This window comes from Rhodococcus sp. JVH1 (assembly GCF_000280725.2).
GTDB lineage: Bacteria > Actinomycetota > Actinomycetes > Mycobacteriales > Mycobacteriaceae > Rhodococcus_F > Rhodococcus_F jostii_A.
On the sequence record NZ_CP166289.1, the window covers coordinates 1,816,249 to 1,841,609 of the forward strand.

Annotated in this window: 27 protein-coding genes; 7 read left to right on the forward strand and 20 right to left on the reverse strand. The window is 67.1% G+C overall.

What is annotated here, in order from left to right:
• Positions 1-37: 37 nt before the first annotated feature.
• Complete coding sequence (locus tag JVH1_RS08530; RefSeq protein ID WP_009478825.1) at positions 38-940, forward strand: SDR family oxidoreductase; 903 nt, start codon at positions 38-40, stop codon at positions 938-940.
• A 6-nt stretch (positions 941-946) separates the two neighbouring features.
• Here the strand turns inward: JVH1_RS08530 and JVH1_RS08535 are convergent, their stop codons facing one another.
• Complete coding sequence (locus JVH1_RS08535; protein ID WP_009478824.1) at positions 947-1,324, reverse strand: VOC family protein; 378 nt, start codon at positions 1,322-1,324, stop codon at positions 947-949.
• Between the two features lie 145 nt (positions 1,325-1,469).
• Between JVH1_RS08535 and JVH1_RS08540 the strand changes: the two genes are divergently transcribed.
• Complete coding sequence (locus tag JVH1_RS08540; protein WP_009478823.1) at positions 1,470-2,567, forward strand: CaiB/BaiF CoA-transferase family protein; 1,098 nt, start codon at positions 1,470-1,472, stop codon at positions 2,565-2,567.
• A gap of 51 nt (positions 2,568-2,618) precedes the next feature.
• Here the strand turns inward: JVH1_RS08540 and JVH1_RS08545 are convergent, their stop codons facing one another.
• The gene (locus JVH1_RS08545) at positions 2,619-4,103 is read right to left on the reverse strand and encodes a PLP-dependent aminotransferase family protein (RefSeq protein WP_009478822.1); all 1,485 of its coding nucleotides are present in this window, start codon (positions 4,101-4,103) and stop codon (positions 2,619-2,621) included.
• A gap of 62 nt (positions 4,104-4,165) precedes the next feature.
• Here JVH1_RS08545 and JVH1_RS08550 point away from each other — a divergent pair, with 62 nt between their 5' ends.
• Complete coding sequence (locus tag JVH1_RS08550; RefSeq protein WP_009478821.1) at positions 4,166-4,378, forward strand: hypothetical protein; 213 nt, start codon at positions 4,166-4,168, stop codon at positions 4,376-4,378.
• On the opposite strand, the gene JVH1_RS08555 is transcribed toward JVH1_RS08550, so the two are convergent.
• Positions 4,351-5,889 (reverse strand): alkaline phosphatase, encoded by a 1,539-nt coding sequence (locus tag JVH1_RS08555; protein ID WP_009478820.1) that lies wholly within the window; start codon positions 5,887-5,889, stop codon positions 4,351-4,353. The genes JVH1_RS08550 and JVH1_RS08555 overlap by 28 nt on opposite strands.
• A 32-nt stretch (positions 5,890-5,921) precedes the next feature.
• Here JVH1_RS08555 and JVH1_RS08560 point away from each other — a divergent pair, with 32 nt between their 5' ends.
• Positions 5,922-6,515 (forward strand): methylated-DNA--[protein]-cysteine S-methyltransferase, encoded by a 594-nt coding sequence (locus tag JVH1_RS08560; RefSeq protein WP_371112957.1) that lies wholly within the window; start codon positions 5,922-5,924, stop codon positions 6,513-6,515.
• On the opposite strand, the gene JVH1_RS08565 is transcribed toward JVH1_RS08560, so the two are convergent.
• From JVH1_RS08565 to JVH1_RS08620, 12 genes are read right to left on the reverse strand one after another with little or no spacing between them, the layout of a single operon-like run.
• Entirely contained in the window at positions 6,451-6,882 is a 432-nt protein-coding gene (locus JVH1_RS08565; RefSeq protein WP_083849871.1) for a racemase, read from the reverse strand. The genes JVH1_RS08560 and JVH1_RS08565 overlap by 65 nt on opposite strands.
• Before the next feature lie 20 nt (positions 6,883-6,902).
• Positions 6,903-7,391, reverse strand: a complete 489-nt coding sequence (locus JVH1_RS08570; protein ID WP_371112958.1) for a 2-oxo-4-hydroxy-4-carboxy-5-ureidoimidazoline decarboxylase — start codon at positions 7,389-7,391, stop codon at positions 6,903-6,905.
• A gap of 10 nt (positions 7,392-7,401) precedes the next feature.
• Complete coding sequence (locus JVH1_RS08575; protein WP_009478817.1) at positions 7,402-8,700, reverse strand: 2-isopropylmalate synthase; 1,299 nt, start codon at positions 8,698-8,700, stop codon at positions 7,402-7,404.
• Positions 8,687-10,192: a chlorohydrolase family protein gene (locus JVH1_RS08580; protein ID WP_063720712.1), complete on the reverse strand. Its 1,506-nt coding sequence runs from the start codon at positions 10,190-10,192 to the stop codon at positions 8,687-8,689. The genes JVH1_RS08575 and JVH1_RS08580 overlap by 14 nt, the downstream gene beginning before the upstream one ends.
• The gene (locus tag JVH1_RS08585; RefSeq protein WP_043781731.1) at positions 10,189-11,652 is read right to left on the reverse strand and encodes an amidohydrolase family protein; all 1,464 of its coding nucleotides are present in this window, start codon (positions 11,650-11,652) and stop codon (positions 10,189-10,191) included. The genes JVH1_RS08580 and JVH1_RS08585 overlap by 4 nt, the downstream gene beginning before the upstream one ends.
• Complete coding sequence (locus JVH1_RS08590; protein WP_043781729.1) at positions 11,649-12,629, reverse strand: sugar phosphate isomerase/epimerase; 981 nt, start codon at positions 12,627-12,629, stop codon at positions 11,649-11,651. The genes JVH1_RS08585 and JVH1_RS08590 overlap by 4 nt, the downstream gene beginning before the upstream one ends.
• Positions 12,626-13,735: a sugar phosphate isomerase/epimerase gene (locus JVH1_RS08595; RefSeq protein ID WP_043781727.1), complete on the reverse strand. Its 1,110-nt coding sequence runs from the start codon at positions 13,733-13,735 to the stop codon at positions 12,626-12,628. Before JVH1_RS08595 ends, JVH1_RS08590 begins: the two co-directional genes overlap by 4 nt.
• 57 nt (positions 13,736-13,792) lie before the next feature.
• The gene (locus tag JVH1_RS08600; RefSeq protein WP_009478816.1) at positions 13,793-14,620 is read right to left on the reverse strand and encodes an ATP-binding cassette domain-containing protein; all 828 of its coding nucleotides are present in this window, start codon (positions 14,618-14,620) and stop codon (positions 13,793-13,795) included.
• Positions 14,620-15,606: an ABC transporter ATP-binding protein gene (locus tag JVH1_RS08605; protein WP_009478815.1), complete on the reverse strand. Its 987-nt coding sequence runs from the start codon at positions 15,604-15,606 to the stop codon at positions 14,620-14,622. Before JVH1_RS08605 ends, JVH1_RS08600 begins: the two co-directional genes overlap by 1 nt.
• A 6-nt stretch (positions 15,607-15,612) precedes the next feature.
• Positions 15,613-16,509: an ABC transporter permease gene (locus JVH1_RS08610; RefSeq protein WP_009478814.1), complete on the reverse strand. Its 897-nt coding sequence runs from the start codon at positions 16,507-16,509 to the stop codon at positions 15,613-15,615.
• A gap of 5 nt (positions 16,510-16,514) precedes the next feature.
• Complete coding sequence (locus JVH1_RS08615) at positions 16,515-17,576, reverse strand: ABC transporter permease (protein ID WP_009478813.1); 1,062 nt, start codon at positions 17,574-17,576, stop codon at positions 16,515-16,517.
• An 11-nt stretch (positions 17,577-17,587) separates the two neighbouring features.
• Positions 17,588-19,159, reverse strand: a complete 1,572-nt coding sequence (locus tag JVH1_RS08620) for an ABC transporter substrate-binding protein (protein ID WP_009478812.1) — start codon at positions 19,157-19,159, stop codon at positions 17,588-17,590.
• A 223-nt stretch (positions 19,160-19,382) separates the two neighbouring features.
• Here JVH1_RS08620 and JVH1_RS08625 point away from each other — a divergent pair, with 223 nt between their 5' ends.
• Complete coding sequence (locus tag JVH1_RS08625; RefSeq protein ID WP_237735283.1) at positions 19,383-20,117, forward strand: GntR family transcriptional regulator; 735 nt, start codon at positions 19,383-19,385, stop codon at positions 20,115-20,117.
• A 98-nt stretch (positions 20,118-20,215) separates the two neighbouring features.
• Here the strand turns inward: JVH1_RS08625 and JVH1_RS08630 are convergent, their stop codons facing one another.
• A complete protein-coding gene (locus JVH1_RS08630) occupies positions 20,216-21,505 on the reverse strand; it encodes an adenylosuccinate synthase (protein WP_009478810.1) in 1,290 nt (429 codons plus the stop codon).
• Positions 21,506-21,724: 219 nt separating this feature from the next.
• On the opposite strand from JVH1_RS08630, the gene JVH1_RS08635 reads away from it, so the two are divergent.
• Positions 21,725-22,378, forward strand: coding sequence for a hypothetical protein (locus tag JVH1_RS08635; protein ID WP_029539526.1), 654 nt, complete (start codon positions 21,725-21,727; stop codon positions 22,376-22,378).
• Positions 22,375-23,148, forward strand: coding sequence for a site-2 protease family protein (locus tag JVH1_RS08640; protein WP_009478808.1), 774 nt, complete (start codon positions 22,375-22,377; stop codon positions 23,146-23,148). Before JVH1_RS08635 ends, JVH1_RS08640 begins: the two co-directional genes overlap by 4 nt.
• 17 nt (positions 23,149-23,165) lie before the next feature.
• Here the strand turns inward: JVH1_RS08640 and JVH1_RS08645 are convergent, their stop codons facing one another.
• From JVH1_RS08645 to JVH1_RS08660, 4 genes are read right to left on the reverse strand one after another with little or no spacing between them, the layout of a single operon-like run.
• Complete coding sequence (locus tag JVH1_RS08645) at positions 23,166-23,669, reverse strand: helix-turn-helix domain-containing protein (RefSeq protein ID WP_009478807.1); 504 nt, start codon at positions 23,667-23,669, stop codon at positions 23,166-23,168.
• Positions 23,670-23,710: 41 nt separating this feature from the next.
• Entirely contained in the window at positions 23,711-23,983 is a 273-nt protein-coding gene (locus tag JVH1_RS08650) for a DUF6510 family protein (RefSeq protein WP_005238458.1), read from the reverse strand.
• A 19-nt stretch (positions 23,984-24,002) separates the two neighbouring features.
• Complete coding sequence (locus JVH1_RS08655) at positions 24,003-24,770, reverse strand: ferredoxin reductase (RefSeq protein ID WP_009478806.1); 768 nt, start codon at positions 24,768-24,770, stop codon at positions 24,003-24,005.
• Positions 24,760-25,359 carry a molybdopterin-dependent oxidoreductase gene (locus tag JVH1_RS08660; protein WP_009478805.1) on the reverse strand — a complete coding sequence of 200 codons (600 nt, stop codon included), beginning with the start codon at positions 25,357-25,359 and terminating at the stop codon, positions 24,760-24,762. The genes JVH1_RS08655 and JVH1_RS08660 overlap by 11 nt, the downstream gene beginning before the upstream one ends.
• Positions 25,360-25,361 lie beyond the last annotated feature (2 nt).

A 25,361-nucleotide genomic window follows, 5' to 3' on the forward strand; every position in this document is an offset into this window, starting at 1 on the left:
CCCTAGTCTCGTAGAGACCTGCATTCGGGAGGCGAGAATGACCGAGTCGAACGATCTCGCAGGCCGCACCATGGTGGTCACCGGTGCCACCTCGGGGCTCGGCCTGGAGACCTGCCGCCAACTCGCACGCCGCGGGGCCACCGTCGTTCTGGTCGGCCGGGACCAGGACAGGATCGACGCGGTGATCGCCGAACTGTCCGAGAACACCGACCGCGACCGGCTGAACTCGGCGCTCGCCGACCTGTCCTCGCTCGACCGTGCGCGCAGGCTGTCCGAGGAACTGCTGCACCGGTTCCCGCGGATCGATGTGCTGGTGAACAACGCGGGCATCGACGTGGGGCATCGTCAACTGACGGTGGACGGCGTCGAAGAGATGTTCGCCGTGAACTACCTCGCGCCGTTCGTGCTGGCGACGTCGCTGGCTCCGGCGATGGCGCAGGCGTCGACCGCCGACGCCGCCGGTTACCGGCACCCGGCACGCATCGTCGACGTCAGCTCGTCGGGACATCGCGGTGGGCACCTCGACTTCGACGACCTCGACGGCACGAAGGACACGTTCCACGGCCAGCGTGCGTACAACAACTCCAAACTCGCCCTGACCCTGTTCACCCGCGAGTTGGCGCGCCGGTCCGATCCTGCGAGGCTGGTCGTCAATTGCGCCGACCCCGGGTTCGTCCGCGGCACCTCCCTCGGGCGGGGTCTGTTCGGCTACCAGGTGGTGGGGACACTCCTGACCCCGTTCGCGTCGGACGTCGCGAAGGCAGCGGACACGGTGGTCTGGACCGCCACCGCGACGGAGAGCGGCAAGTTCACCGGCGAATACGTCAAGGGCTGCAAGGTTGTTCAGCCGAGCAAGGACGCACGTGACGCCGAACTCGCCGCGCGGTTGTGGGACGCCACCGAGGCACTGCTCGCCGGCCGCGGTGCGGCCCGCCGCTGACGCCGGTCAGTTCGGATCCTCGAAGAGCGACAGCACGTTGCCGTGCGGGTCCCGGAACCACGCGACGCGGATGCCGTCCGGGGCGCGCCAGGCGGCGTGCTCGTCCTGATCCATGCCCGGGTACTCGGTGAACTCGATGCCCTTGCTGCGCAGTGTTTCGACGACCTTGTTCAGGTCGCCGACCTTCCACCCCAGCACCGTGTACCCGGTGTCGGCCTTCGCCTGCACCAGCGTGACCCGGAGCAGGGAGCCGTTGCAATCGAGGGCCAACGCGAACTCGTCCCGTGAGACGAGCGTCAGCCCCAGGGTCTCCACGTAGAACATCTCCGAGACGTCCAGATCGGTGCTGGCCACGAAACTCACGAGCTCACCCTGAAAACTCATGAATCAACTGTGCCCCGCGCACCCGCGGGCAGGCAAGAGCGCGGGCTCACCGACGGCGGTATCCCGTGACCCGGGGCACACGGACCGAGGGTCGCAAGTTAACGTCGATTCGACAGGTTGTCTCGTACCGGAATGAGGAACTCGCGTGTCTGCTCCAGTTACAGAGAAGAAGGGCCCCCTCGCGGGCATTCGCGTCGTCGAATTCGCAGGCCTCGGACCGGGCCCGCACGCCGCCGCCCTCCTGGCCGATCTCGGCGCCGACGTGGTGTGCGTCCAGCGTCCCGGAGTGATTCCGCCGGACGGCCCGTACGACCAGATCCAGCGGGGTCGTCGCGTCGTCGAGGCCAATCTGAAGGACCCCGAGCAGGTGGAGAAGGTTCTCGGTCTGATCGAGCGCGCGGACGTCGTGATCGAGGGCTTCCGCCCCGGTGTCACCGAGCGTATGGGCCTGGGCCCGGACGTCTGCCTCGGGCGCAACGAGCGACTCGTGTACGGACGGATGACGGGCTGGGGCCAGGAGGGTCCGCTGGCCAGCGCGGCCGGGCACGACATCAACTACATCTCGCTGACCGGGGTCCTGCACGCCATCGGCCGCAAGGGTGAGCGTCCCGTGCCGCCGCTGAACATGGTCGGCGACTTCGGCGGCGGTTCGATGTTCCTGATCTTCGGGATCCTGTCGGCGCTGGTGGAGCGCCAAACGTCCGGCAAGGGCCAGGTCGTCGATGCGGCCATGGTCGACGGCGCGCTGGCCCTGTCGCACATGATGTGGGCGTTCCGCGGCCGCGGCGTCTGGTCCGACGAGCGGGGTGTCAACCTGCTCGACACCGGCGCGCCGTTCTACGACACCTACGAGACGTCCGACGGCAAGTACATGGCCGTCGGCTCGATCGAGCCGCAGTTCTACGCTCTGCTGTTGCAGGGCCTCGAACTCGACCCCGCCGAACTCCCTCAGCAGATGGACATCTCGGCGTGGCCGCAGATGAAGAAGGTCTTCGCCGAGAAGTTCCTGTCGAAGACCCGCGACGAGTGGGCGGCCATCTTCCTCGGCACCGATGCCTGCGTGTCGCCCGTGCTGACGTTCGCGGAGGCGCCGTCCAACGAGCACATCGCCGCCCGCGGATCGCTGATCGACCTCGACGGCGTCACGCAGCACGCCCCGGCGCCGCGGTTCTCCCGCACCCCGGCCGGCGCACCCACCCCGCCTGCCCGCGAAGGCGTCGACATCGACACCGTCTGGACCTGACCCCCACGTGAGTGGCGAGGCGTGTTCCGGCACGCTTCGCCACTCACGTGCTCAGACGACGAGGGACGGTTCCGTGAGCTCTCGGTCGACGGCCAGCGTCTCGTACGCTGCCGCGATGCAGTCGACACCGCGACGCAGTTCGTCGGACGTCCGCGCGTACGGGAGCCGGACGAACCGCTCGAACGCGCCCTCCACCCCGAACCGCGGTCCCGCCGCCAGCAGCACCCCGAAGTTGGGGGCCGTCGCGGCCAGCGCCGTCGACACCGGTGCGGGCATGCATAGCCACAGCGACATTCCTCCCGAACCGATGGTCGGGACCCAGTCCGGCAGGCGGTCGGCGAGAGCGTCGAGCATCGCGCCCCGCTGTTCCCGCAGTTCCGCCCGGCGCCGGGCGAGGACGAGTTCGTCGTCGGACAGCAGATGTGCCGCCGCGAGCTGGTCCATCACCGGCGTGCCCAGATCGACCGCGGCCCGCGCCCCGGCGAGCCGGGTGATCAGCGCCGGATCGGCGCGAATCCAGCCGACGCGCAGCCCGCCCCAGAACGACTTCGCCGCCGACCCGATCGTCACGACCTCCGACTTCGCGGCGCCCCTGCCGTGCGCCGCGACCGGCCCCGGTGACGGTTCGTCCAGCCACAGGTCGACCATGGTCTCGTCCACCACCAGTGTCATGCGGGTGTCGCGCGCGATCCGCGCCAGTTCGGCCCGCCCGGACGCGTCGAGGCACAGTCCGGTGGGGTTGTGGAAGTCCGGGATCAGGTACGCCATCCGGGCCGCGGTCTGCCGGGCGGCGCTGCGGATTCCGTCGAGATCCCACGCCCCGGAGGCCCCGCCTTCCGGACGGACGGGAACCGGGACCGGACGCGCACCGACCCTGCGGATCGCCTCCAGCGCGTTGGGGTACGTGGGGTGATCGACCAGCACCCGCTCCCCCGGCGCAGTGAGCACGTTGAGGAGCAGTCGCAGCGCATGCTGAGCGCCGGAGGTGACCATGATCTGCTCGGGCGAGGTCTCCAGCCCGCGCGCCCGGTAACGCGCCGCGATGACGTCCCGCAACGCGCCGATCCCCACCGGCTCCATCCCGTGAGTGGGCAGGAATTGCGGAAGCGATTGCAATGCATAGGAGTAGGCCTGCTCGACCGCTTCCGCCGGCGCGGCCATCGCGGCGTAGCTGAGGTCGACCACCGAGCTGTCGGAACCGGGCTGGTGCGCCCGGAACATCAGCCCGTTCTGCCGTGCCCCCAGCGGCAGCGCGACGGTGCTGCGCGACCCCTGACGGCTGATGAGATACCCCTCGTCCCGGAGCACCGAATACGACGACGTGATCGTGGTCCGGCTCAACTCCAGCATCGACGCCAGTTCGCGCTCGCTCGGCAACGCGACCCCCAGCGGGATGCGGCCGTCGTGCACGAGTAACCGGATCCCGTCGGCCAGCGCCCGGTAGGCGGGCCGCGCCGCCGACCGGCGGCCGCTGTCGTCTTGCCAGTTACCGAGGTCCCTGGCCAGGGAGCGTGCACCGAGTACGCGAGTCATCATGCAGTCCAGTATCAACCTCTTGGCTATTCAACTCAAAGCCAGTTCTAGCGAAGCTCGAATCCATGACGACACTGACCACCCTCGCATGCATGGCCCTCCTGGCCGCAGCGGTCGCGCGCTACGGCCCCAAAGAGGGAGGTACGGGCTTGTTTCGCCTGGAGCAGTTCCGCATCGGCGCCCCACTCGGTGGGATCTTTCCCGACCAGTCGAGCAGTCCAGAAGATCCGCACTGGCCTTCTCCAGACGATCAGCGCACCGGCGGCGGCAGCAGTTGACTGAACAGCACCGTCCCGGCCGCGTCAAGGAGGTCCACCCGCAACTCCGACGTCTGCCCGTCGATGAACACCTCACCGAAGTGCTGGTATCCGTCGAGCGGCGACGAGTTGGGTGCGGGCGGCGCGTGCACGAACACGGCCTCGGGGCCGAACGTGGCGTCGAGGTCGTTGGGACCGAAGCCGCCCGCGTTGAGTGGACCGGAGACGAACTCCCAGAACTCGTCGAAATCCTTGTACGCGGCGCGGTCGGGCGAGTACCGGTGCGCGGCGGTGTAGTGCACGTCCGCGGTGAGCCACACCGTCCCGGTGATCCGTCCCGCCTTGATCGCCGACAGCACCTGGGCGATCTCGGATTCCCGGCCCGACGGCTGACCGGGCTCCCCGTTCGCGACGCCCTCGAACGCGGTGTCGCCGTCCGGGACCACAACGCCGAGCGGGAGGTCGTTGGCGATGATCTTCCACGTCGCCGTCGACGTACCGAGTTCCCGGATCAGCCAGTCCTTCTGGGCCGCACCGAGAATCTGCCCGGCCGCACCGGTGTTGACCCCGTTCGCGTCCTTGTAGGTGCGCATGTCGAGGACGAACACGTCGAGCAGTGGGCCGTACCCGATCTTGCGGTACACGCGACCGTCGACCCCGTCGGCCGGCTCCACCGGCAGCCACTCATGGTACGCCTGGAATGCCCTCTGCGCCAGCACGTCCACGTTCTTCTCCGTGTATGCGTCGAGGTCGAGGACCTCACCGGGGTACCAGTTGTTGACGGTCTCGTGATCGTCCCACTGAACGATCTGCGCCACAGAGGAATTGAACCTGCGGTAGTTGTCGTCGGTGAGGTTGTACGCGTACTGGCCGCGGTACTGGTCCAACGTCTGCGCGACCGCGCTCTTCGCCTCGCTGACCGTGTTCCGCCACACGCGTCCGTCCGGCAGCGTGACGGACTCCTTCAGCGGACCGTCGGCGTACACGACGTCGCCCGAGTGCAGGAACAGGTGCGGGTCGCGCGCGGCCATCGTGTCGAAGATCCGCATTCCTCCGATGTCCGGGTTGATGCCGTATCCCTGACCCGCCGTATCCCCGGACCACTGCAACCGGATGTCGCCTGCGGCGCTCGGAGCGGTACGGAAGACACCCGTCACCGCCTCCGAGGTGGCGCCGTCGTCACCTTCGAGGGTCACCCGGAAGTGCACCTGCTGCCCGGCGGGTAGTCCGGTCACTCGCAGCCGTCCGGTGCCGTCCGTGTCCGGGGTGAGCAGTCCACCCACGAATCGCACCGGGTCGGTGAAGGACTCGGTGGCCGAGGTCTCCACGATCATCGTGGCGGGACGGTCGGACCTCGCCCAGACGAGCGCACCGTCGGCCCGCACGTCCCCGGTCGCGACACCGTGCGTCAGGGTGGGTCGTTCACGGACCAGCGCCGGACCCGTGCTGCCGGAGTCGGAGCACGCGGCAGCGGGCACGGCCAGCAACCCGAGTGCGGTGGAGCGGAGCAGGGTACGGCGGGACAGATACACGAAAACATCTCCTCGGTCGGCGAGCTTCGAGGATGTCCAACCGTGGTCAACGGAAGGTGAACGTCAGATGTGGGAGGCATACTGGATTGGTGACCACAGGAATCGCCCTGTTCGACACGGCCCTCGGCACCTGCGCCATCGCATGGCGGGCCGCCGGGATCGTGGGTGTGCAATTGCCCGAAGGTTCACCCGAATCCACCCGGCAGCGTCTCGAACACTGCTTCCCGGATGCGGTGGAGCACCAGCCGCCGGCACCGGTCCAGCGGGCCATCGACGGGATACGCGAACATCTGGGCGGCGCACTCGACGATCTGCGGTGGATCGACCTCGATTTCGAGGGAGTCCCCGAATTCGACTGCACCGTCTACGACATCGCACGCGCGATCGACCCGGGCACCACACTCACCTACGGCGACATCGCGGCGGAACTCGGCAAGCCGGGGGCCGCGCAGGCCGTCGGTCAAGCCCTCGGCCGCAACCCGCTGCCGATCGTGATCCCGTGCCATCGCGTCCTCGCCGCAGGCGGGCAGGTGGGCGGCTTCTCCGCCGGCGGCGGCACCCTCACCAAGCGCGAACTGCTGGCCCTCGAACACACTCCGGGTTTCGACGACCCGGTGCTGTTCTGATCAGAGGCTGCGGGTCGTCGACGAGTTCACGCGCCAGCGCCGCGGCCGCCGCCATCCTGTCGCCGTCGGGAACCCGGAGGGTCCGGACGACCCGCTGATCGACCCCGGTCACCCCGGCGCATCCCAGCACGAACGCCTGCCCGCCGGCGACGATCGCCCGCCCCACGGCGTGAACGAACGCGTCGACCGTCGACCGCGGGTCGCCCTCGAACACCCAGACACCGAGATCCGTCGACACCACCGCCACACACCTGCCGGCGTCCGACGAGTCGTACCCGAATGCCTCCAGGACGGCGGCCGCTGCATGGAAGCTGTCGTACCACCGGCCGGCCGGTGCCCGGGTACTCGCTTCGACAGTCCTGATCATCGGCTCGAATGTATCGCAGTTCACCCCGGCTCTTCACACCTCGCGATCAACGTCGCGATCCTCCCCTCTCCGATCGCGACCATGTGGCGCGCGGCGACAGCCAACTCGTCGGCTCGGTCGTTGGTCACTCTTCGGTCGATCTCCGCCAGGATGCGGTCGAGGGTGAGCCCCTTCGCCGCGATGACCACCGGAAAGCCGAACCGAGCGCGATACCGGGACTCCCGCCGGCGCAGGAGGGTGAGTCTCCCGGCCGAACTGGCGACGAGTGCACCGTGCTCGGCGGCGGCATGAGCCGAGTCGGGAGGGTCCGAGAGCGGAAGGTAGTTCTCCAGTGCCGCCGCGACGTCATCGAGTGTCATGGACCGCCACGCGGCCGCTGCCGCCGCGAGGAGGTCCTCACGGTCGGCGTACGGGCGTGCCGACAGCACCGCGATTGCCCAGGTCCGCGACGGCGTGCAGGTCAACAGCTCTTTCTCCAGAGCGGACTCGTCCAGGGCGTTGAGTGTCACGACGGCAGTGTCAGGCATGGGCCCTCGCACGCCGATGGAGTGCGAGGCTTTCCTCCGCCACCCGGGCCGCCTCCCCGGCCGTCAGCCAGCGTGGATAGGACGTCACCGCTGCCACCGCGTCGTCCAGAGCGGTGCGGACGAACGCGATCTCCTCCGCGTCGGCCTCGAGTCCGAGCGACCGCAGCAGCACGTCGGCCATACGGTCGGTGGTCAGGCTGTCCCACACCCATTCCTGCCGACCGCCCACCACTGCGGGGCTCACGCACGACGAGACCGGCGGAAACACATCCGGTCCCCCGGCGATCGCAGCGATGACGTCGCCGGGCATGTGCTTGAGGTGGGCATATCCTCCGACCACCGGCTTGAGCGGCGGCAGGCTCACCGAACTTTCCGTCGCGACGAGTTGCGCCAGGGAGGTCAGCTGTTCGACGTGGATCCCGGTGTCCACTCCGTAGAGCACTTCGAGAGCGAGAACCACCTCTTCCAGCGCGGCGAAGCCGGCGCGGTAGGACATTCCGGACACCGACACGTCCGGGCTCGCGCCTGCCGTTGCGGCCGCGATGGCCGTGGCGGTGCCGAGACCGAAGTCGTCGTGTACGTGCATCGTGATCGGCACGTCGTCGACGAGGCGCTCCCGGAACGTCCGGACGAACAGTTTCATCGCTTCGGGGCCGAGACTGCTGGTCGAGTCCATCAGATCGAGGCGCCGCGCACCGAGTTCGACGGCGACGTTGCAGGCTGCCACCAGATCGTCGAAGTCGCGGCGGCCCACGTTGGCGAGCGTGATCGTGGCGTCGCCGCCCAGCTCACGCAGGTACTCGAAGAACTTCTCGAGGTCACGGTACTGACGTGACCGGGCGGCGGCCGAGGGTGCCGGGACGATGCCCGGTGCGAACGTGCGCACCCCCCATTCGTGCAGTTGATCGACGGTTTCCTTCATGCCGACCTGCTGGTAGTTCTCTCCGTCCGACAGCAGGGTGTCGGCGTACACATTGAGCCGGAATCCGAAGTCCCGGGCGGTGACGGCGCGAACGAGCGCCGCTTCGCGCGGCATCGGTGACGCTCCGCCACCCCAGTTGATGTTGACGCTCTCCTCCCGGATCCCCGCGGCACCGAGCGCCGCGGCGATCCGAACGAATCCGTCCATCGACGTGGTTGCGCCTGCGGTGAAGAGCGTCTTCCGCAGAGTGCTGTCGATCAGCGCGAACGGTGAAGGCCAGTCGAACTGTGACTGGACGGTGGTGTCGAAATTGAACGGGCTGACCCAGTGACTGCCTTCCACGAGGTGGGAGCGCTCAGGATTGATCATGCGAATACCTCTTCGGTGTGGTGGTTTTGGTGATGTCGGGGAAGGTCGGAGGGAACAGCTCGGCCGGCGATCTGCGCCGGTGGTCGCGTTCGCTGTATGCCGCTCTCATGCGTTCGAACAGGGCCTGTGCGTGTGCCTGCAGCCGCGTGTGGTCAGCGCCGAGCACGACGCCGTCGACCATGACCGTCCGGCCGGCGACGACGGTCCGGCGGACGTCGCGTGCAGATCCGTTCATCGTGAGTGTGCGGAGCGGATCGTCGCGGACACCCATGGCGAAGTCTGCGAGATCGACGACGATGAAGTCGGCACTGGCTCCGGGCTGCAGGCGTCCCAGATCCGGTCTGCCGAGGGCACGAGCACCGCCGATCGTTGCCGAACGGATGTAATCGGCTGTGGCACCCGCCGCGAGTGACCTGTCGGCCCGTTTGGCGAGATTGGTGCCGTAGTCGATGCCACGGACGAGGTCCGGGGGAAACGAGTCGGTTCCCAGGGCGATGTGGACACCGGCCGTTCGGTACCGGTCGTACGACTCCAGGACCGCCCCGTATCGAATGGACGTCATCGGGCAATGCACGACCGTGACCCCCGCCTCCGCCAGTCGCCGCAGGTCGGCCTGCCGGCCGCGACCGCCACCCGGCGCGCTGAGATGAATGCCGTGGGGCACCAGCAGACGCGTCTCCAGAAGTCCGGACGCCTCGAGGAGTTCGACAGGGCGCATCCCGTACCACTCGTCGAGCAGCGCCAACTCCACTTCACCCTGCATGCAGTGCAGTCGCACCACCGTGTCGCGGGCGATCGCCAACTGTGCGGTCGCCGCCATCAGTTCCCTTGTCAGGGTCTCGATCCTGCAGGGCAGGAGAGCGCCGTGCACGAGATCGCCGCCGTGGTCGGCGGCATGATCGAGGAAGCGCTCGGCGTCCCGGAACCCGGCGCGCCCCTGTTCCTCGTCGAACAACACCGACCGGCGTCCACCGTCGACGACGTTGACACCGGACCTGTAGGCGGGACCGAGGTATCCCCGAATTCCGAGACGCTTCGCGATCCGAGCCACCTCGACCATGTCTTCGTAGCTCTCCGCCCACTTGCTGTGAGACTCCGACGCGATCGGCATGAAGGTGGTGATACCGTGCCGAAGAAGCTGCGACAGAGCGTATTCGCGGATGACGGCTCGCTCGGGTGCGTCGAATACGTCGCGCCGCCCCGATCGGAAATAGTCCGCCGACCACTGCTGCCCGAGTGCCAGATCGGGTGTTGCCCAGGAATCGAGCAGCGCGTGATCGATGTCTGCGAGCGCATCGAGGTCGATGAATCCCGGCATGATCAGAGCATCACCGCAGTCGACCGTCTCGTCGACCGGGCCGTCCCATTCCCGTCCCGCGTGCAGTATCCGCGCGCCCTGATAGACGATCCCTCCGTCGGAGACGAGCACGTGGTCGCCGTCGCGATAGGCCAGGACGTGGGCCGCCGTCATTCTGACCACAGGTTCCGTCATGGCACCGTCACCTCGATCGGCTCGTCGAATTCACGCCTGTTGCTTCGCCATCCGGGATCGGTGAGGTGGTGCGCCAGGCCGGCGCGTTCGACGAGCAGTCGGGCGTGCCGGTCGCCCTCGTCCAGCGCCGCCGTCTCGTCGACTCCGCACACGATGCGGTCTTCCATGACCACCCTTCCCCCGACGATCACCGTCTGCACGTCGGCTCCGGTCGCCTCATAGACGAGGCGATGCACCGGCATCCAGTTGGGTACGAGATGCGGCTTGCGCATGTCGAGAATCGCGAGATCGGCGCGTTTACCCACTTCGATGGATCCGATGACGTCGGCCATTCCGAGGACGGCCGCAGCATCGATCGTGATCATCTCGAGCAATCGACCTGGTGGCAGCAGGTAAGGATCGTCGGCGAGAATGTGATTGGCGGCCTGAGCGGCGCGTGCGGCCTGCAAGAGGTCGAAGGGACGCCGCGGCGACGAACCGTCGGTGGTGATCGCGACGGTGATGCCTGCCTGCAACATCTGAGGTACCGGCGCACGTCCTCCCGGTGCATGGCCCACGGACGTCCCGGTCTCCGCCAGGATCGAGACCTCCTCGGCAGACAAACCCGTGCAGTGTTGCAGATGGACGTCCGGCCCGAGGAGCGCATTTTCCCGATCCTTCGCCGCGAGCCGCACCATGCCGCCGAAGGCATCCGAGTGGATGCGGGCACCCCAGCGCTCCGCCACTTCCCTGACCCGGCGCGCCTGGTATCGATCGTCTTCGGTGAGATGGGTGGCGACGTCGGGTCGCGACGGGTGGGACGGGTCGACCGAGGGGACGATCGTGAAGGGTGTCAGGAACACCGACGTGAGATCGCCCTCGTAGCCGTTCACGGTCTCGATCACCGCTTCGGCACCGGAGAGCATCTCGTCGAATCCGACCTCACGTCGACGGGGAACGCCGCCGGACCAGTGCGTGACCGGATGGGGCAGCGGCAAACCCGCCGGCCCGACACACACGATGTCGCGTATTCCGACCTCCCGGTAGGCACGCGCGTGAGCCAGTGAGATCTCGGGATCGTCACTCCGGGGCCGTGATCCCATCACGCTGACGCCGCACGTCACTCCGGCGCGGACGCGCTCGAGTGCGGACACGAGTCCGTCGTGATACCAGTACTCCGGTGTCGTCGCGTGGAAGTACGCAGGTGTGACGGTTCGCATCCAGAACGCCGGGCTGTCGCATCCCAGCGTCTTGATCAGCGAGTGGCCGGCGTGACCGTGGGCGTCGACCAGCCCGGGGATCACCAGCTTTCCCCGACAATCGATTCGGCGGACGGACGGATCCGTGTCAGCGAGGAGCGCCTGGCTGTCACCGACCGCGCTGATGAGGCCACTGTCGATCAGGACGGCGCCGTCCTCGATCATCCGGCGTTCACGGTCCACCGTCACGACCGTGGCTCCGTACAACACCATCGCGGTCATGCCGCCGTCCCGTGCATCATCGTTGCCAGTTCGGACAGCGCAGCCCGCAGTCGCGGCGCCGCGGCCATCACCGGAGGCCGGTCGGGCCGCGCCCTGGACGACAGGATGGAGAGTTCTCTCAGTGAGACGTCGCTGTTCTGCAGTAGCCACCGTTCGTCACACACCGGCATCTCGAACTCTCCGCGGTGCAGATCGACGAGGACCGGCGCGCTGGAGCCTGCGTCGTCGAGGATCCGGAAGATCGCTCCCCAGTCGATGTCGCCCTCACCGCCCGGGCACAACCGTCGCGCGAGACCGCGGCCGGTGAAGGTGATCCACGCGTCGTCGTAGTGAACCCGGGCGACGTGCGGTGCGAGCCGGGCGGTCGCCAGTTCCGGATCCTCGCCTCGCACCGGCAGGTTGACGGGATCGAGGCCCACCGCCAGATGGTCGGAGCCGACGGCGTCGATGAGCCGGAGGATTTCGTGTGACGTGATCTCCTCGTGCGTCTTGACCGCGAGTTTCAGGCCCAGGTCGGTGAGCACCGGGGACAGGTTCCGATACAACTGCGCCGTGGCGTCGAGCTGCTCAGGCCACACGACCGATGCGTCATAGCGGTCGTCCAGCATCCCCACGACGACCTGGACGTAGTCGGTGTCGAGTTCCCCGATGGCCCTCAACGCCTTGCTCAGTCCCGCCACCAGATCGCCTCGCCCTTCCTCGCGGAATCGCGGGGTTCGTTCGGCATGCCCGGCGGACACCATTCCCAGCGCGCAGCTCAGCCGGACACCGAGTGAACGTCCATAGTCGGCGAGTGCCCGAAAGGCGGTCGGATCGAGCGCGGGCGAAATCGTAAAAGGAGAGGCGAATTCCACGTGCCGCAGACCGAGACCGGACGCCGTGCGGATGGTCTCCCGTGGGGTTGATTCCTCGCCCAGCGCACGCGCGCACGCTCCGATGTCCCGGCGAACGGTGCCGACGTCCTCACCGACGATCACCGGGCCGACTCCGCGAGATTTCCTGCCCTCGTGTCCGATTCGACGGGGAGATTGTGTTCCGCGCACACACTTCGCACGTGGTCCGCACTCGATCTGATGTACGACACCGTCTCCGCGTAGCCGTACGGCAGCGCGGCATAGGTGGCGTTGTCGATCCGTTCCCCCGACCTTATCTGCCGGTCGTACGACTGCACCATGTCCACGTACGCCGCCATCTCCTGGACCGTCAGATCGGGATGGCCGTCGAGGAATTCGGAATCGAACGCTTCGATGAGCATCGTCCGCCGGGGACGCGGCAGGTCGTCGAGCGACTCGTCGTTCTCGATCGTGAGATTGAGCGCCGGATTCGCCGCCGCGAGTACCGGCAGTATGCGATCGAAGTCGACGACGCCGGTGCCGCATGGGCGCATCTGATAGGCGAGACCACCCTCGGTGTGGGTGATCGCGGCGTCCTTGATGTGTGTCTGACGCACGTAAGGTGCCAGCCGTTCGGCCGCCCAGACGGGATGTTCGAGACGTTGAAGCACGTTCGCGGTGTCGAACACGACCCCGACCACGTCCGAGCCGGCCGCCTCCACCAGCCGGACGAGTTCGAACGACGTGATCTCCTCGTGTGTTTCCAGGTTGAGGTGTATACCGAGGTCTCGTGCGATCGGAGCCAGTGTTCCGAGGAAACGCGCCGTCGCAGCCAGCTGTTCCGTCCACGTCACGTCGGTGCGGAAGCGGTCGTATGCCCAGCGGCCGCGGTACGCCGACTTGTAGTTCGCGGTGGCCACCCAGAGCTCACGGCAATCGATGGCGGCGCAGGCTTCCATCATCCGGCGGAAGCCGAGGACGATGTCGCCGTCGCCGACGGCACGCAGCTCCGGCGCCTCCGGGTTCGCGTAGGGATTGACCTTGCCCAGACCGGTCTCCAGGTACATACCCAGTTCGTCTGCCTTGGACCGGATGTCGCGCAGTTCAGCGGCGTCCAGGGCCGGACTCATATCGAGTACGGTCCGGAAGAACAGGCCGGCCATACCCAGTTCGTGGGCGTGTTCGAGGCTGTTCACGGGACCCCGAGTGCGGCTCTCGGGAATCTTGCGTCCGTCTACACCAATTCGCATGTCTTCCTTCTTCCGTCAGGGATGATCGATGTAATGAGAGGCCGAGACTCGACGGCCTCACGGCAGAGTCAGGGCGCCACCGGGGATGGTTCGCCCGGCACGTGCCAGAACCGGGTCGGGAACCGGCACCGCCTCGAGCAGTTCGCGGGTGTATCGGTGACGTGGAGTGGAGAACACCTGCCGGGTGGGCCCTTCCTCCACCACCACGCCGGATCGAAGGACCGCCACCTCAGAACAGAGTTGCTGCACGATCGCGAGATCGTGCGCAATGAACAAGATCGTCACCCCGAGCTCCTCGTGCAGGGACGCCAGCAGGTTGATCACCTGTGCCTGTACCGAGACGTCCAGGGCCGACACCGGTTCGTCGCACACGAGCAACCTCGGGCGAAGGATCAGGGCACGTGCGATGGCGATACGCTGCCGCTGTCCACCGGAGAACGTCGCCGGCAATCGGCCCATCGCATCCGGGTCGAGACCCACCTCGATCAGCGTCTGTGCGACCCGCTCACGCCGCTCCGCGCGGGTACGGGCCAGGCGGTGCACGACGAGCCCCTCCCCGACGATCTGTTCCACCGTCATCCGAGGGTTGAGGCTGGCGTACGGATCCTGCGCGACCAACTGGACGTCGCGACGAAACCGGCGCAGCTCTCCGCCCCGGAGCGCATGGACGTCACGCCCTTCGAAGGTGACGGTCCCGGAGTCCGGTCGCTCGAGCCGAACGATGCACTTGACGAGCGTGGACTTGCCGGAACCGGATTCGCCGACCAGCCCGAACGTTCCGCCCTCGGGTACCGACAGGTACACGTCGTCCAGCGCCTTGCTGCCGCGGGATCCTCCGAAAGACTTGTTCAGAGCTCGGATGTCGAGAAGAGGTGTTCCGTTCATCAGTTCCCGCTCCCTTGATCGAGATGGCAGGCGAGACGTCCGCCGTCAGCGGTCGCCGTCGTCGGTGGGGTTTCACTCGCGCAGCGCTCCATCGCGACAGGACATCGCGGATGGAAGGGGCAACCGGCGGGCCGCAGCGCCGGTGACGGAGGCGCGCCGGGAATGGTGGTCATCCGCGGGAGATGAACATCCAGCCTCGGCACCGCAGCGAGCAGTCCTGCGGTGTAGGGGTGCAGAGGGTCCGCGAACAGTGCCCGGACCGGGCGATCCTCCACGATCCGCCCCGAGTACATCACCGCGACACGGTCGGCGAGTCCGGCGACGACCCCGAGGTCGTGCGTGATCAACAGGAGACCGAGTCCTCGTTCGCGGGTGACCTCGTCGAGCAGATTCAGCACCTGTTGTTGCACTCGGACATCGAGTGCGGTCGTCGGTTCGTCGGCGATCAGAACTTCCGGCTCCCCGATGAGGGCCATCGCGAGAACTACCCGTTGCCGCATGCCCCCGGAGAATTCGTGCGGATAGGCGTCGAGTCGTTCGTGCGCACGCACCACCCCGAGTTCGCTCAGCACCTCGGCAGCCCGCCGCAGTGCGTCCTTCTTCCTGATGCCGCGTTGCCGGAGTGGCTCGCTCACCTGTGCGCCGATCGACTGCAGCGGGTCGAGCGCACCCATCGGGTCCTGGAACACCATCCCGATGCGATTGCCCCGGATCGTGCTGAGGCGGCGTTCGGTCTGCGCCAGGATCTCCGTGTCGCCCAGCCGAATCGAACCGCCGATTGTCAGTGAATCGTCCAAACGCATGAGTGCGCGTGCCGTCACCGACTTTCCCGAACCCGATTCGCCTACCAGAGCCACGCGCTCGCCCGCCGCCACCGTGAGATCCACGCCGTCCACCAACCGGACGGACGTGCCGCCCGGCTCCGTGTCGATGGTCAGCCCGGAGATCTGGAGAAGTGCCGTGCGCTGAACTGTTTCTGTCGTCATTTTCGATCACGCTCCTTGTCGTGCAGGGTCGCGCCGCTCGTGCAACATGTCACCGAGCAGGCCGAAGGCCGCGGCCGTGATGACGATCGCGATGCCCGGCACGAGCGCAGCCCACCAGGCCGTCGACAGGTAGTCACGTGCGCCGGCGACGGCCGCGCCCCACTCCGCGCTGGGCGGCTGCGCGCCGACACCGATGAACGACAGACCCGCGAGCACCAGAACGGTGTTGCCGATGTCCCCTGCCCATTTGACGGTCATGACGTCGAGCGAGTTCGGCAGCACGTGCCGTGTCATCAGGCGCCATCGACTGACCCCGAGGACCACTGCGCCGTCCACGAACGGCGACGCCATCGTCTCGCGCATCACCCCGCGCAGCAGTCGCGCCGTGTACGGCCAGCCGGTGGCGATCATCGCGATCAGAGCGCTGCTCAGGCTCGGACCGAGTGCAGCGGCGATACCCAGTGCCACGACGAGTCCGGGGAGAGCGAACCCGATGTCCGTCACTCGCATGAGAGTTTCGTCGACCCACCGCCCTCCGACCGTGGCCATCGTGGCGAGGACCGTTCCGATGAGCGAGTACGCGGCGACGACCAGAACTGCGGACAGCACCGACGACCGGGCGCCCGCGATCGTGCGCCACAGAACATCGCGCCCTTGGTCGTCGGTCCCCAGCCAGTGTTCGCTGCTGGGAGCGGTAAGGGCGTTCGCGATATCCGACCGGTAGACGGATTCCGGTGCGACCCAGGGACCGGCGACGGCGAGCACCACGATCACGGCGACAGCACCGACGACGACGCCGTCGAGAAGTCCCCATCGCGATCGGGGTCGACGCCCGCGAATCGAGGCGGATCTCCATCGGCCGACCACTGCGGTCACTCCGGTGACATTCGCTGCAATACTCATCGGACTCACTGCACCTTTCCGGGTGTACGCAGCCGTGGGTCGTGGGCCAGCTGGAGCATGTCCACGATGAAGTTCGCGACGACGACGATCACGCCGACGACGGTGACGGTGCCGATGACCGCGGTGATGTCCTTGCGACTGACCGCATTGGAGAGGTAGTCGCCGACCCCGGACAACCCGAACACGGACTCGACGAAGATCGCGGAACCGACGAGCATGCCGATCTCGATGCCGATGATGTTCAGAAGTGGTCCGGTCGCGTTGGGAAGTGCATGCCTGGTCCACAGACGCAGGGTTGGAACACCTTTCGCTCGGGCAACGGTCATGTGATCGCGGCCCCGGACCCGGAGGAGATCGGCACGGAGAGCCCGGAACATCTGTGCGGCGACGGCGACGGAGAGCACGAACGCGGGCAGCATCAGGTGTTGAAACGCATTGCTGAACGCAGCGAAGTCTCCGGCGAGGGCGGCGTCGACGAGTGTCATCCCCGTTCGGTGCGGGACGTCGACGCCCACCGAGATACGTCCCGAGATCGGCAGGATCTGCAGCCACGAGCCCAGCACCCATTGCAACATCAGGGCGAGCCAGAAACCGGGAAGCCCGAATGCGACGATCGCACCGACGCGGCTGACCTTGTCGAATCCTCCTCGTGATCGCGCCGCTGCGATCGTCGCCATCGGAACCGCGAAGGATACCGCGAGCACCATTGCGAGAAGGACCAATTCGAGCGTTCCGGGCAGTCGCGTGAGAACGTCGTCGAGCACCGGCTGGCGGGTCGAACTCGAGGTGCCCAGATCGCCGTGGAGCATCCGGCCGAGATAGTCGAAATACTGCATGACCGCCGGCTTGTCCAGACCCAGCTGACTACGCACCTCCTCCACCTGTTCCGGAGTTGCGCTCTCCCCCGCGGCCACCTGCGCTTCGTCCCCGGGAATCACCTTGGTCATGGCGAAGACGATGGTGGCCAGTCCGACCAGGGTGAGGAGCGCTGCGCCCAGTTTGCGGCCGAGAAACGCCGCCGGCGCCGTGAGGCGATGTACGGCGCGAGGCATGTCGAGTGTCGTCATCGGGCACTCCCTCACGCCACGCGGATCGCGGGAACCCAGACTCCGCTGCCCACGACCGCCGGACCGACACCGGTCACCCTGTTGCTGTGAGCAGTGGTCTGCCCCAGCGTGTACATGTTGACGGCCACCGCGTCGTTGCGAATATCCTCTTGAGCCTGCTTGTACAGGTCACACCGCGCCCCGGCATCGGATGTCTCGGCCGCGCGGCCGAGCAACTCGTCCACCGTGGGATTGCTGTAGCCGGATTTGTTCGTTCCGACCTGGTCCGACTTGTAGGTCTTGACGAGCATCACTCCGGGATCCGGGTACTGCGCGAAGTCGGTGGCGAGCATCATCTGCGGAATCGAGTCGGGCGATTTCAGAGCCGACAGATAATCCGCGTACGCGATGGGCTCGAGATCCAGCGTGACACCGATCTGCGCGAGGTTGGACTGCAGCAGCGTCGCCTCGCGTTCCTGCTCCTTGAAGACGGGCTGGAATTTCATGGTGAGGGTCAGGTCGGACATCCCGGCGTCGGAGAGCAACTTCTTCGCCTGTTGGAGATCCTGCCCGTAGGCGGGCATCTCCGGCCGGCACGAGAACTGTCCGGGCAGCGGGCCGGTGGCGATGCTGCCGTTGCCACCACGAATCGTGGCGAGGCCACCGGTGTAGTCGTACGCCAGCTGGATGGCCTGTCGTACGGCCTTGTTCGCCGTCGGCCCGTTCATCACGTTGAAGAAGATGTTCGCCTGAAGGTTGACCGGCTGACTCTGCACCGTCACGCTGGAGAAGCCGTCCAGCGCCTCGGCGTCGGCGTTGGTGAGCCCGAAGGACACATCGATGTTGCCGGCCTTCAGTTCCGCACTCTGCGTGGCGCTCTCGTCGATTCGTCGATAGACGAGCGAGGCCGGACGCCCCTCGTCGCCCGCCCAGTAGTCGTCGAATCGTGACAGCGTGTACGTGTCTGCACCACCCGGGCCTGCCAGGAAGTAGGGCCCGGACCCGGCGTCGTGGCCCGCGAGATAGGCCTGGCCCCGGTCGGTCCCCTCGTTGGCTTTCACGAGGGCCGAGTTGAGGATGTAGATCTTCGAGAGAGCGCCGAGGAACAGCGAGTTCGGTTCCGTCAGTTCGATCGTCAGACTCTGCGGGCCGGTGACCGTGGTACCCAGGTATCCAGTCATCTGGCCGGCAATGCCCTGCCCCAGCGCCGCCGTCCGATCGAGCGTGTAACGGACGTCCTCTGGGGTGACAAGGGCACCGTCGTGGAAGGTAGCCCCGCGCAGGGTCATCTGGATCGATCGAGCATCCGGAGACGGGACGAACTCGGACGCAAGCTGACCGACGATCTCGTTGTCGGCGTCGTATGTGACCAGGGTGTCGTACAAGGCCTGGTCGACGAAGTTCGTCTGAGCGTAGTCGGCGCGGATGGGGTCGAGCGTGGAGATCTGATTCTGGTAGGCCAGGACGACAGGCCGGTCGCCCGGTCCGCCTCCTACGTCGGTCCTGGCCGCGCTGGTGCACGCCACCAAGGCCGAGGTGACCGCCAGGCCGATCAGCGCGTACCCGAAACCCTTGCGAGCAAGCCTTTTTCGTTCAGTGGACACGGGAATCCTTCCGAATGGAGAGGGTAGTTCCGAAGCTTTCGACGAAGTGAGCGGCGACCGAATTTGCGCCACACTGCGCTGCCGGGCCGGATGTATATGGTCTACCAAGTGCGGAACCCGAGCGCCAAGCGTGGAGCGTTACATTCGGGTTAATCCCTCTGACCTGCACTGTCGTGAAACGTGTCCAGTGGTCGACTTCATCTTGGTATGCCATGATCGGTTCATGACGGTGAACCTGAACGGCGAGATCGGGGTCGCGGAATCCACGGCGTCGCCTCTGGGCACGGGCGTGGCCGGCGGACTGTCGGACGTACCACTCCCGAAGCAGATCTATTCGGTGATTCGTGAGCGCATCATCTCGGGCGCGTATCCACCCGGCAGTCGCCTGCGGGAGCGCGAATTGTCGCAGGAGTTCGACGTCTCGCGGGTCCCGCTCCGCGAGGCGTTGCCGCAGTTGGAATGGGACGGTTTCATTCAGATCCTGCCGCGGCGGGGCGCGGTCGTGACTCAGCTGTCGTTACGCGACATCGAGGAACTGTTCGACGTGCGGCTGGCATTGGAACCGTATGCGGCACGATGCGCAGCCGAGAACGTCGCTCGCGGTGCGTCCATGGAGGCGTTGCTGTCGACTATGGCGCGCACCGAGGAATTGATCGGAAACGACGAACCCCTTCTGATCCCGGCGGTCAACGCGCGGTTCCACATGGACGTCGTCGAACTGTCCGGCAACAAGTTACTCGTATCGGTGATGAATTCGCTGATGGGCCGGGTCCACTGGTTGTTCCGGCTGACGTGGCACCACAATCCCGCGGTGTCGTGTGCGGCGCACCGGGAACTCGTCGAAGCGATCCGCAGCGGAAACGGGAGACTCGCGGAAGCCAGCGCGTTCGCTCACATCGAGCACGGGCGCAAGCCGACGTTGGAGCGCCTCGCGCCGTCCCTGCCCGCAACACTGTAGGTTGCCGCGCCACCTACGCGTCGCCCGATGTCACATCGGTTCGATCTGACGGAACCGCGGTGACATCGGGCGAAGGGTCAAGCGAAGAAGAGCGCAGGCTACCGCACCACGTCGCGGCGGACGATGGTCTCGTCGCGGCCGGGGCCGACGCCGATGCAGGAGATGTACGCTCCCGACAGCTCCTCGAGGCGCAGGACGTAATTCTGCGCATTCTTCGGGAGTTCCTCGAACGTCCGGGCGTGGGAGATGTCCTCCCACCAGCCGGGCATTTCCTCGTAGATCGGCTTGGCGTGATGAACGTCGGTCTGCGACATGGGCATCTCGTCGTACCGCACGCCGTCGACGTCGTAGCCGACGCAGATCGGGATGGTGTCGAGGCTGCTGAGCACGTCGAGCTTGGTGAGGAAGTAGTCGGTGATGCCGTTGACACGCGTTGCGTAGCGGGCGATCACGGCGTCGAACCATCCGGTGCGACGGGCACGGCCGGTGGTGACACCCACCTCGCCACCGGTCTTGGCGAGGTATTCGCCGTTCTGGTCGAAGAGTTCGGTCGGGAACGGGCCCGAGCCGACGCGGGTGGTGTACGCCTTGAGGATGCCCAGCACCGTCGTGATCTTGGTGGGTCCGATGCCCGAACCGACCGCTGCGCCACCGGACGTCGGGTTGGACGACGTCACGTACGGGTAGGTGCCGTGGTCGACGTCGAGGAGTGTGCCCTGCGAACCCTCCAGCAGCACCGTCTCACCGCGCTCGAGTGCCTCGTTGAGCTGCAGGCGCGTGTCCGCGATGCGGTGCTTGAAACCGTCGGCCTGCTCGAGCACCTCGTCGACGACCTGCTGCGGGTCGAGGGCCTTGCGGTTGTAGATCTTGACGAGCACCTGGTTCTTGAACTCGAGTGCCGCCTCGACCTTCTGGGTGAGGATCTTCTCGTCCAGCACGTCCTGCACGCGGACGCCGACACGCGCGAGTTTGTCCTGGTAGCAGGGCCCGATGCCGCGGCCGGTGGTGCCGATCTTCTTGGCCCCGAGGAAGCGTTCGGTGACCTTGTCGATGGCCACGTGGTACGGCATGATCATGTGCGCATCGGCCGAGAGCAGCAGGCGGCTGGTGTCCACGCCCCGCTCGTCGAGTCCGGCGAGTTCGGTGAGCAGCACTCCCGGGTCCACCACGACACCGTTGCCGATGACGTTCGTGACGCCCGGAGTGAGGATTCCGGACGGGATCAGATGGAGAGCGAACTTGTCGCCGTTCGGAAGAACCACTGTGTGTCCGGCGTTGTTACCGCCCTGGTAGCGCACCACCCACTGCAGGCGTCCGCCCAGTAGATCGGTAGCTTTGCCCTTGCCCTCGTCGCCCCACTGGGCGCCGATCAGGACGATTGCCGGCATGACGTTGTCTCCTACGGTCGACGTACAGTCGTATCCGACTGCGTGGTCCTGCCGTTCGTAGGCAGTGGCCGGGGGAACAGTCTAGCCGAGGGCACGGAGAACAGACCCCACAGTACGGCTGGGGAGGCCATCTCGGGCGTGCCACTAGGATGATCCGAAAGGGAAGCTGCGGAAAATCGCGGCGGGACATCCGGGCGAGGAGTGGCGTTGACCCCCGTAGTGCTCATTTGCGGCGACGTGCCGCTTCCCCTGCCTCTGGGCTCCATTTCGACCTCGAGCGCACCTGCCGTCCCGGACAAGGACGACTTCGACGAGGTCTTCTCCAAACTTCAGGTCGTCGTGGATCCGCGACTGATCGTGGTGGGCAGCGACGCCGCCTTCGCGGCCACCCTGACCCGGTTGATGCGCACCGATCGCCTTCACATCGAACTCGCGTACGTCGCGGAGCATCGTTCGGAGGCGACCGATGCCTACCACCTGTCCTCCGGTGCCCGCGGCGCCCGCACCGCGCTGAAGGGGACGGCCAGGCCGGTCCCCCTCATCCGCGACGACGCGGGGATCGCGCTGGTCGGGTGCGCCACCGTCACGGGTCCGGACGGGGGTCCGCTCGTCGGCGAGGCCTACGTCGACGACACCCGGCTGTTCTCGGGGACGACGCCGAGCATGAACGTCGCCCCGACCCCACGGATGCCCGGTCTGCGGGCGTCGGTCGAGCCTCGCAGGCGCTGGCTGCCCCGCCGCTGGGTCGAGGGTCGCGCCGTGCAACTCGGGTCGCCCGCGGCGGCGCTGAACCGGGACGGCGTGCCGAACCCGCGCGAGGTCAAGCGTTCGACGTTCTACCGGCACGATCAAGAGTGGTTGCTGGTCCGATGAGCCTGCCCAGGGCGCGGACCACCGCGGTCCGTCCCAGCCCGGTGTTCCTTCTGGTCGTCGCTGTCGCGGTCGCCGGCGGCGTTCTCGCGTGGCGCGCCGAACTGGAGTCGGTGCTCGGCCACGTCGGGGTGTTCCTGCTGGTGGTCGCGGGATGGGTGGTGACGCTCTGCCTGCACGAGTTCGCGCACGCGTACACCGCGTGGCGGCACGGCGACACCGACGTCGAGGTACGCGGCTACCTGACGCTCAACCCGTTGAAGTACAGCCACCCGCTGCTGTCGATCGGTCTGCCGGTGCTGTTCATTGCGCTCGGCGGGATCGGGCTGCCCGGCGGCGCCGTGTACCTGCGCACCGGACTGTTCTCGCCGAAGGTGCAGGCGCGGGTGTCGCTCGCCGGACCCGCCGTGAACCTGGTGTCCGCGATCGTCCTGCTCGCCGTGATCCGCTGGTTCGGGCTGGGCGGCGACCACCAGGTGTTCTGGACGGGACTGAGCTTTCTCGCGTTCCTGCAGGTGATGGCCACCGTACTCAATCTCCTGCCGGTCCCCGGACTCGACGGGTACGCCGCGCTCGAACCGTTCCTGCCGCCGCGCACCCGCAGGTCCGTCGACCAGTTCAAGCCGTACGGCCTCCTGATCCTCGTGGCGCTGCTGTTCGTGCCGTCGATCAACGTGGTGTTCTTCGACGTCATCTACCGGCTGTTCGAACTGTCCGGGGTGCCGGAGATCTACGCGCAGTACGGCAACTACCTGATGCGCTTCTGGCTCTGACCCGTGAGTACTTGTACTCACGAGCGGGACCGGCGCGCATCCACTTCGGTGAAGTTGGGGGTCAGCCGCAGTTCCGCCAACGGCACCTCGCGGTCGGGGCTGCGGACCTCGACGCGCACGGCTTCGCCGGTTGCATCGTCCCGCATCCCGATCGGCGCACCGTGCTTGCCCTGGAGGTACTTGTCGCCCCACTGCATCAGCGCGAGCACGGCGGGCAGGAGGTCGCGCCCCTTCTCGGTGAGCACGTATTCGTAGCGGGTGCGCTGCCCGGGCTCCTTGTAGGGTTGCCGCTCGAACAGGTCCTCGGCCGTCAGTTCACGCAGCCGGGACGCCGCCACGGCCTCGGTGATGCCGACCCGTTTCGCGAAGTCGTCGAATCGCGTGGTGCCGTAGTAGGCCTCGCGCAGGATCAGGACGGCCGAACGCGTGCCGATCACGTCCATCGCCTTGCCGATGGAGCAGTGCGTCGCCCGCCAGGTGTCGCGATCTGCCAGAAAGCCGTCCAACCGTGCCGCGTCCATACACCTCAGCATAGCTGACTTTCAAATTCCATAGTCAGCAGCTACAACTTCCAGGACAGGTGCGACAGCCCGCTGGCGTCGAGTTCGAGCCCACGCGGAGTCGACACCAGCCGCAGCAGCACCTCCTGACACCCCGGGCACCGCACGACGACACCGGGCGCACGCGTATAGACGTGCACGGCCGCCATCGGCCCGTCGAGACCGCAGAACCGGCACTGTCCGGTCGCCGCGGTGAGGTCGTGAACGAAGATCTCCGCGAACGGCCCGCCGAGAACGTTCCCGTCCTCGAAGTCGTTGCCCTGCAACGTACTCATCGACAATTCCTTCCTCCGGTCACGGCCCCGAGGGACCGAACCGCTCGGTCTTGATGTCGTCCGGCGAGTGCCCGAGCGAGAGCAGCAGGCGAGCCGCCTCCTCGACGAATCCGGTGGGCCCGCACACGAAGCAGCGCGGCGCGAAGTCCGCGGGCCATCCCCACGCCGCGAGATCGGCGGCAGTGATCCGACCGGCCGGGCGCCGCGGCGAGTCCTCGCGGGTGTGGAGAACGAACGTCTCGACTCCCCCGTCGCCGCTCCCGGGCCTGTTCAGCTCGTCCGCGAACAATTCGTCGGCCCGCGTCCGGAGTGAGTACACGAGCCGGAACGGCGTGCGGTCGTGGCGGAACCGGCGCTCGCGAATCATCGACGTCAGTGGCACGATCCCCGACCCACCCGCGACGAGAAGCACCGGCGCGCCGCCACCCTCGCGCGGCGACCACACGAACCAGCCACCGATCGGTCCGCGCACCTCGATCAGATTGCCCGGGGCGAACACGTCGGTGAGATACGGAGACACCTCGCCGTCCGCCACCCGCTGGACGACCAACTGCAGTCGCCACCCGTCCGGTGAACGCTCGGCCGGCGACGCCAGCGAGTAGCTCCGTTCGGTGGTGTATCCGTCGGGACCGGTCAGGCGGAGATCGACGTGCTGCCCGGCGCGATGCCCAGGCCAGTCCGGGACCTCGAGGACCAGGGCCCGCGCGCTCGCCGTCTCGGGCCACGACTCGACGAGTTCCGCCACTCGCCAGCTGAGCACGGCGCGGCCCAGAAGTTCACTGGTCACCCTGGTACCTCTGCTCCCGCCACGGGTCTCCGCGATCGTGGTACCCGAGTTGTTCCCAGAATCCCGGGACGTCCTGGGTGACGAGCTGGATCGTCCGAACCCACTTCGCGGACTTCCACAGGTAGAGATGGGGCACGAGCAGGCGAGCCGGACCCCCGTGCACCGGCGCGAGTGGCGCGCCCTCGTAAGTGTGCACGATCCACGCCTTGCCGCCGAGGATGTCGGAGACGGGAAGGTTGGTGGTGTAGCCGCCGTCGCAGCCGACGAGGACGAATCCCGCGGACGTCTCGACGTCCGCGAACAGGGTGTCGAGGGAGACGCCCTTCCACGAGGTTCCGAACTTCGACCATCGCGTGACGCAGTGGAGGTCGACCGTCGGCCGATCCTGCGGGAGCTTCGTGAATTCGGCCCACGACCACTCGTGGCGCCGGCCGGTCTCGTCCGTCACGGTCAACGTCCACGTCTCGGTCGGGACGCGGGGCGTCGGTCCTGCCGAGAGGACCGGGAAATCGCCGACCTCGTACTGCCCGGGCGGAAGTGAGTGCTCGCTGCGAGGTCTGCCGTGGAAGCCGGGGGTCAGAACAGCCATGC

Coding starts and splice junctions, on each gene's coding strand:
- JVH1_RS08530 (WP_009478825.1), top strand. CDS start 38: ATGACCGAGTCGAACGATCTCGCAGGCCGCACCATGGTGGTCACCGGT.
- JVH1_RS08535 (WP_009478824.1), bottom strand. CDS start 1,324: ATGAGTTTTCAGGGTGAGCTCGTGAGTTTCGTGGCCAGCACCGATCTG.
- JVH1_RS08545 (WP_009478822.1), bottom strand. CDS start 4,103: ATGATGACTCGCGTACTCGGTGCACGCTCCCTGGCCAGGGACCTCGGT.
- JVH1_RS08550 (WP_009478821.1), top strand. CDS start 4,166: ATGACGACACTGACCACCCTCGCATGCATGGCCCTCCTGGCCGCAGCG.
- JVH1_RS08560 (WP_371112957.1), top strand. CDS start 5,922: ATGTCCAACCGTGGTCAACGGAAGGTGAACGTCAGATGTGGGAGGCAT.
- JVH1_RS08565 (WP_083849871.1), bottom strand. CDS start 6,882: ATGATCAGGACTGTCGAAGCGAGTACCCGGGCACCGGCCGGCCGGTGG.
- JVH1_RS08575 (WP_009478817.1), bottom strand. CDS start 8,700: ATGATCAATCCTGAGCGCTCCCACCTCGTGGAAGGCAGTCACTGGGTC.
- JVH1_RS08580 (WP_063720712.1), bottom strand. CDS start 10,192: ATGACGGAACCTGTGGTCAGAATGACGGCGGCCCACGTCCTGGCCTAT.
- JVH1_RS08585 (WP_043781731.1), bottom strand. CDS start 11,652: ATGACCGCGATGGTGTTGTACGGAGCCACGGTCGTGACGGTGGACCGT.
- JVH1_RS08595 (WP_043781727.1), bottom strand. CDS start 13,735: ATGCGAATTGGTGTAGACGGACGCAAGATTCCCGAGAGCCGCACTCGG.
- JVH1_RS08600 (WP_009478816.1), bottom strand. CDS start 14,620: ATGAACGGAACACCTCTTCTCGACATCCGAGCTCTGAACAAGTCTTTC.
- JVH1_RS08605 (WP_009478815.1), bottom strand. CDS start 15,606: ATGACGACAGAAACAGTTCAGCGCACGGCACTTCTCCAGATCTCCGGG.
- JVH1_RS08610 (WP_009478814.1), bottom strand. CDS start 16,509: ATGAGTATTGCAGCGAATGTCACCGGAGTGACCGCAGTGGTCGGCCGA.
- JVH1_RS08615 (WP_009478813.1), bottom strand. CDS start 17,576: ATGACGACACTCGACATGCCTCGCGCCGTACATCGCCTCACGGCGCCG.
- JVH1_RS08625 (WP_237735283.1), top strand. CDS start 19,383: ATGACGGTGAACCTGAACGGCGAGATCGGGGTCGCGGAATCCACGGCG.
- JVH1_RS08630 (WP_009478810.1), bottom strand. CDS start 21,505: ATGCCGGCAATCGTCCTGATCGGCGCCCAGTGGGGCGACGAGGGCAAG.
- JVH1_RS08640 (WP_009478808.1), top strand. CDS start 22,375: ATGAGCCTGCCCAGGGCGCGGACCACCGCGGTCCGTCCCAGCCCGGTG.
- JVH1_RS08645 (WP_009478807.1), bottom strand. CDS start 23,669: ATGGACGCGGCACGGTTGGACGGCTTTCTGGCAGATCGCGACACCTGG.
- JVH1_RS08650 (WP_005238458.1), bottom strand. CDS start 23,983: ATGAGTACGTTGCAGGGCAACGACTTCGAGGACGGGAACGTTCTCGGC.
- JVH1_RS08660 (WP_009478805.1), bottom strand. CDS start 25,359: ATGGCTGTTCTGACCCCCGGCTTCCACGGCAGACCTCGCAGCGAGCAC.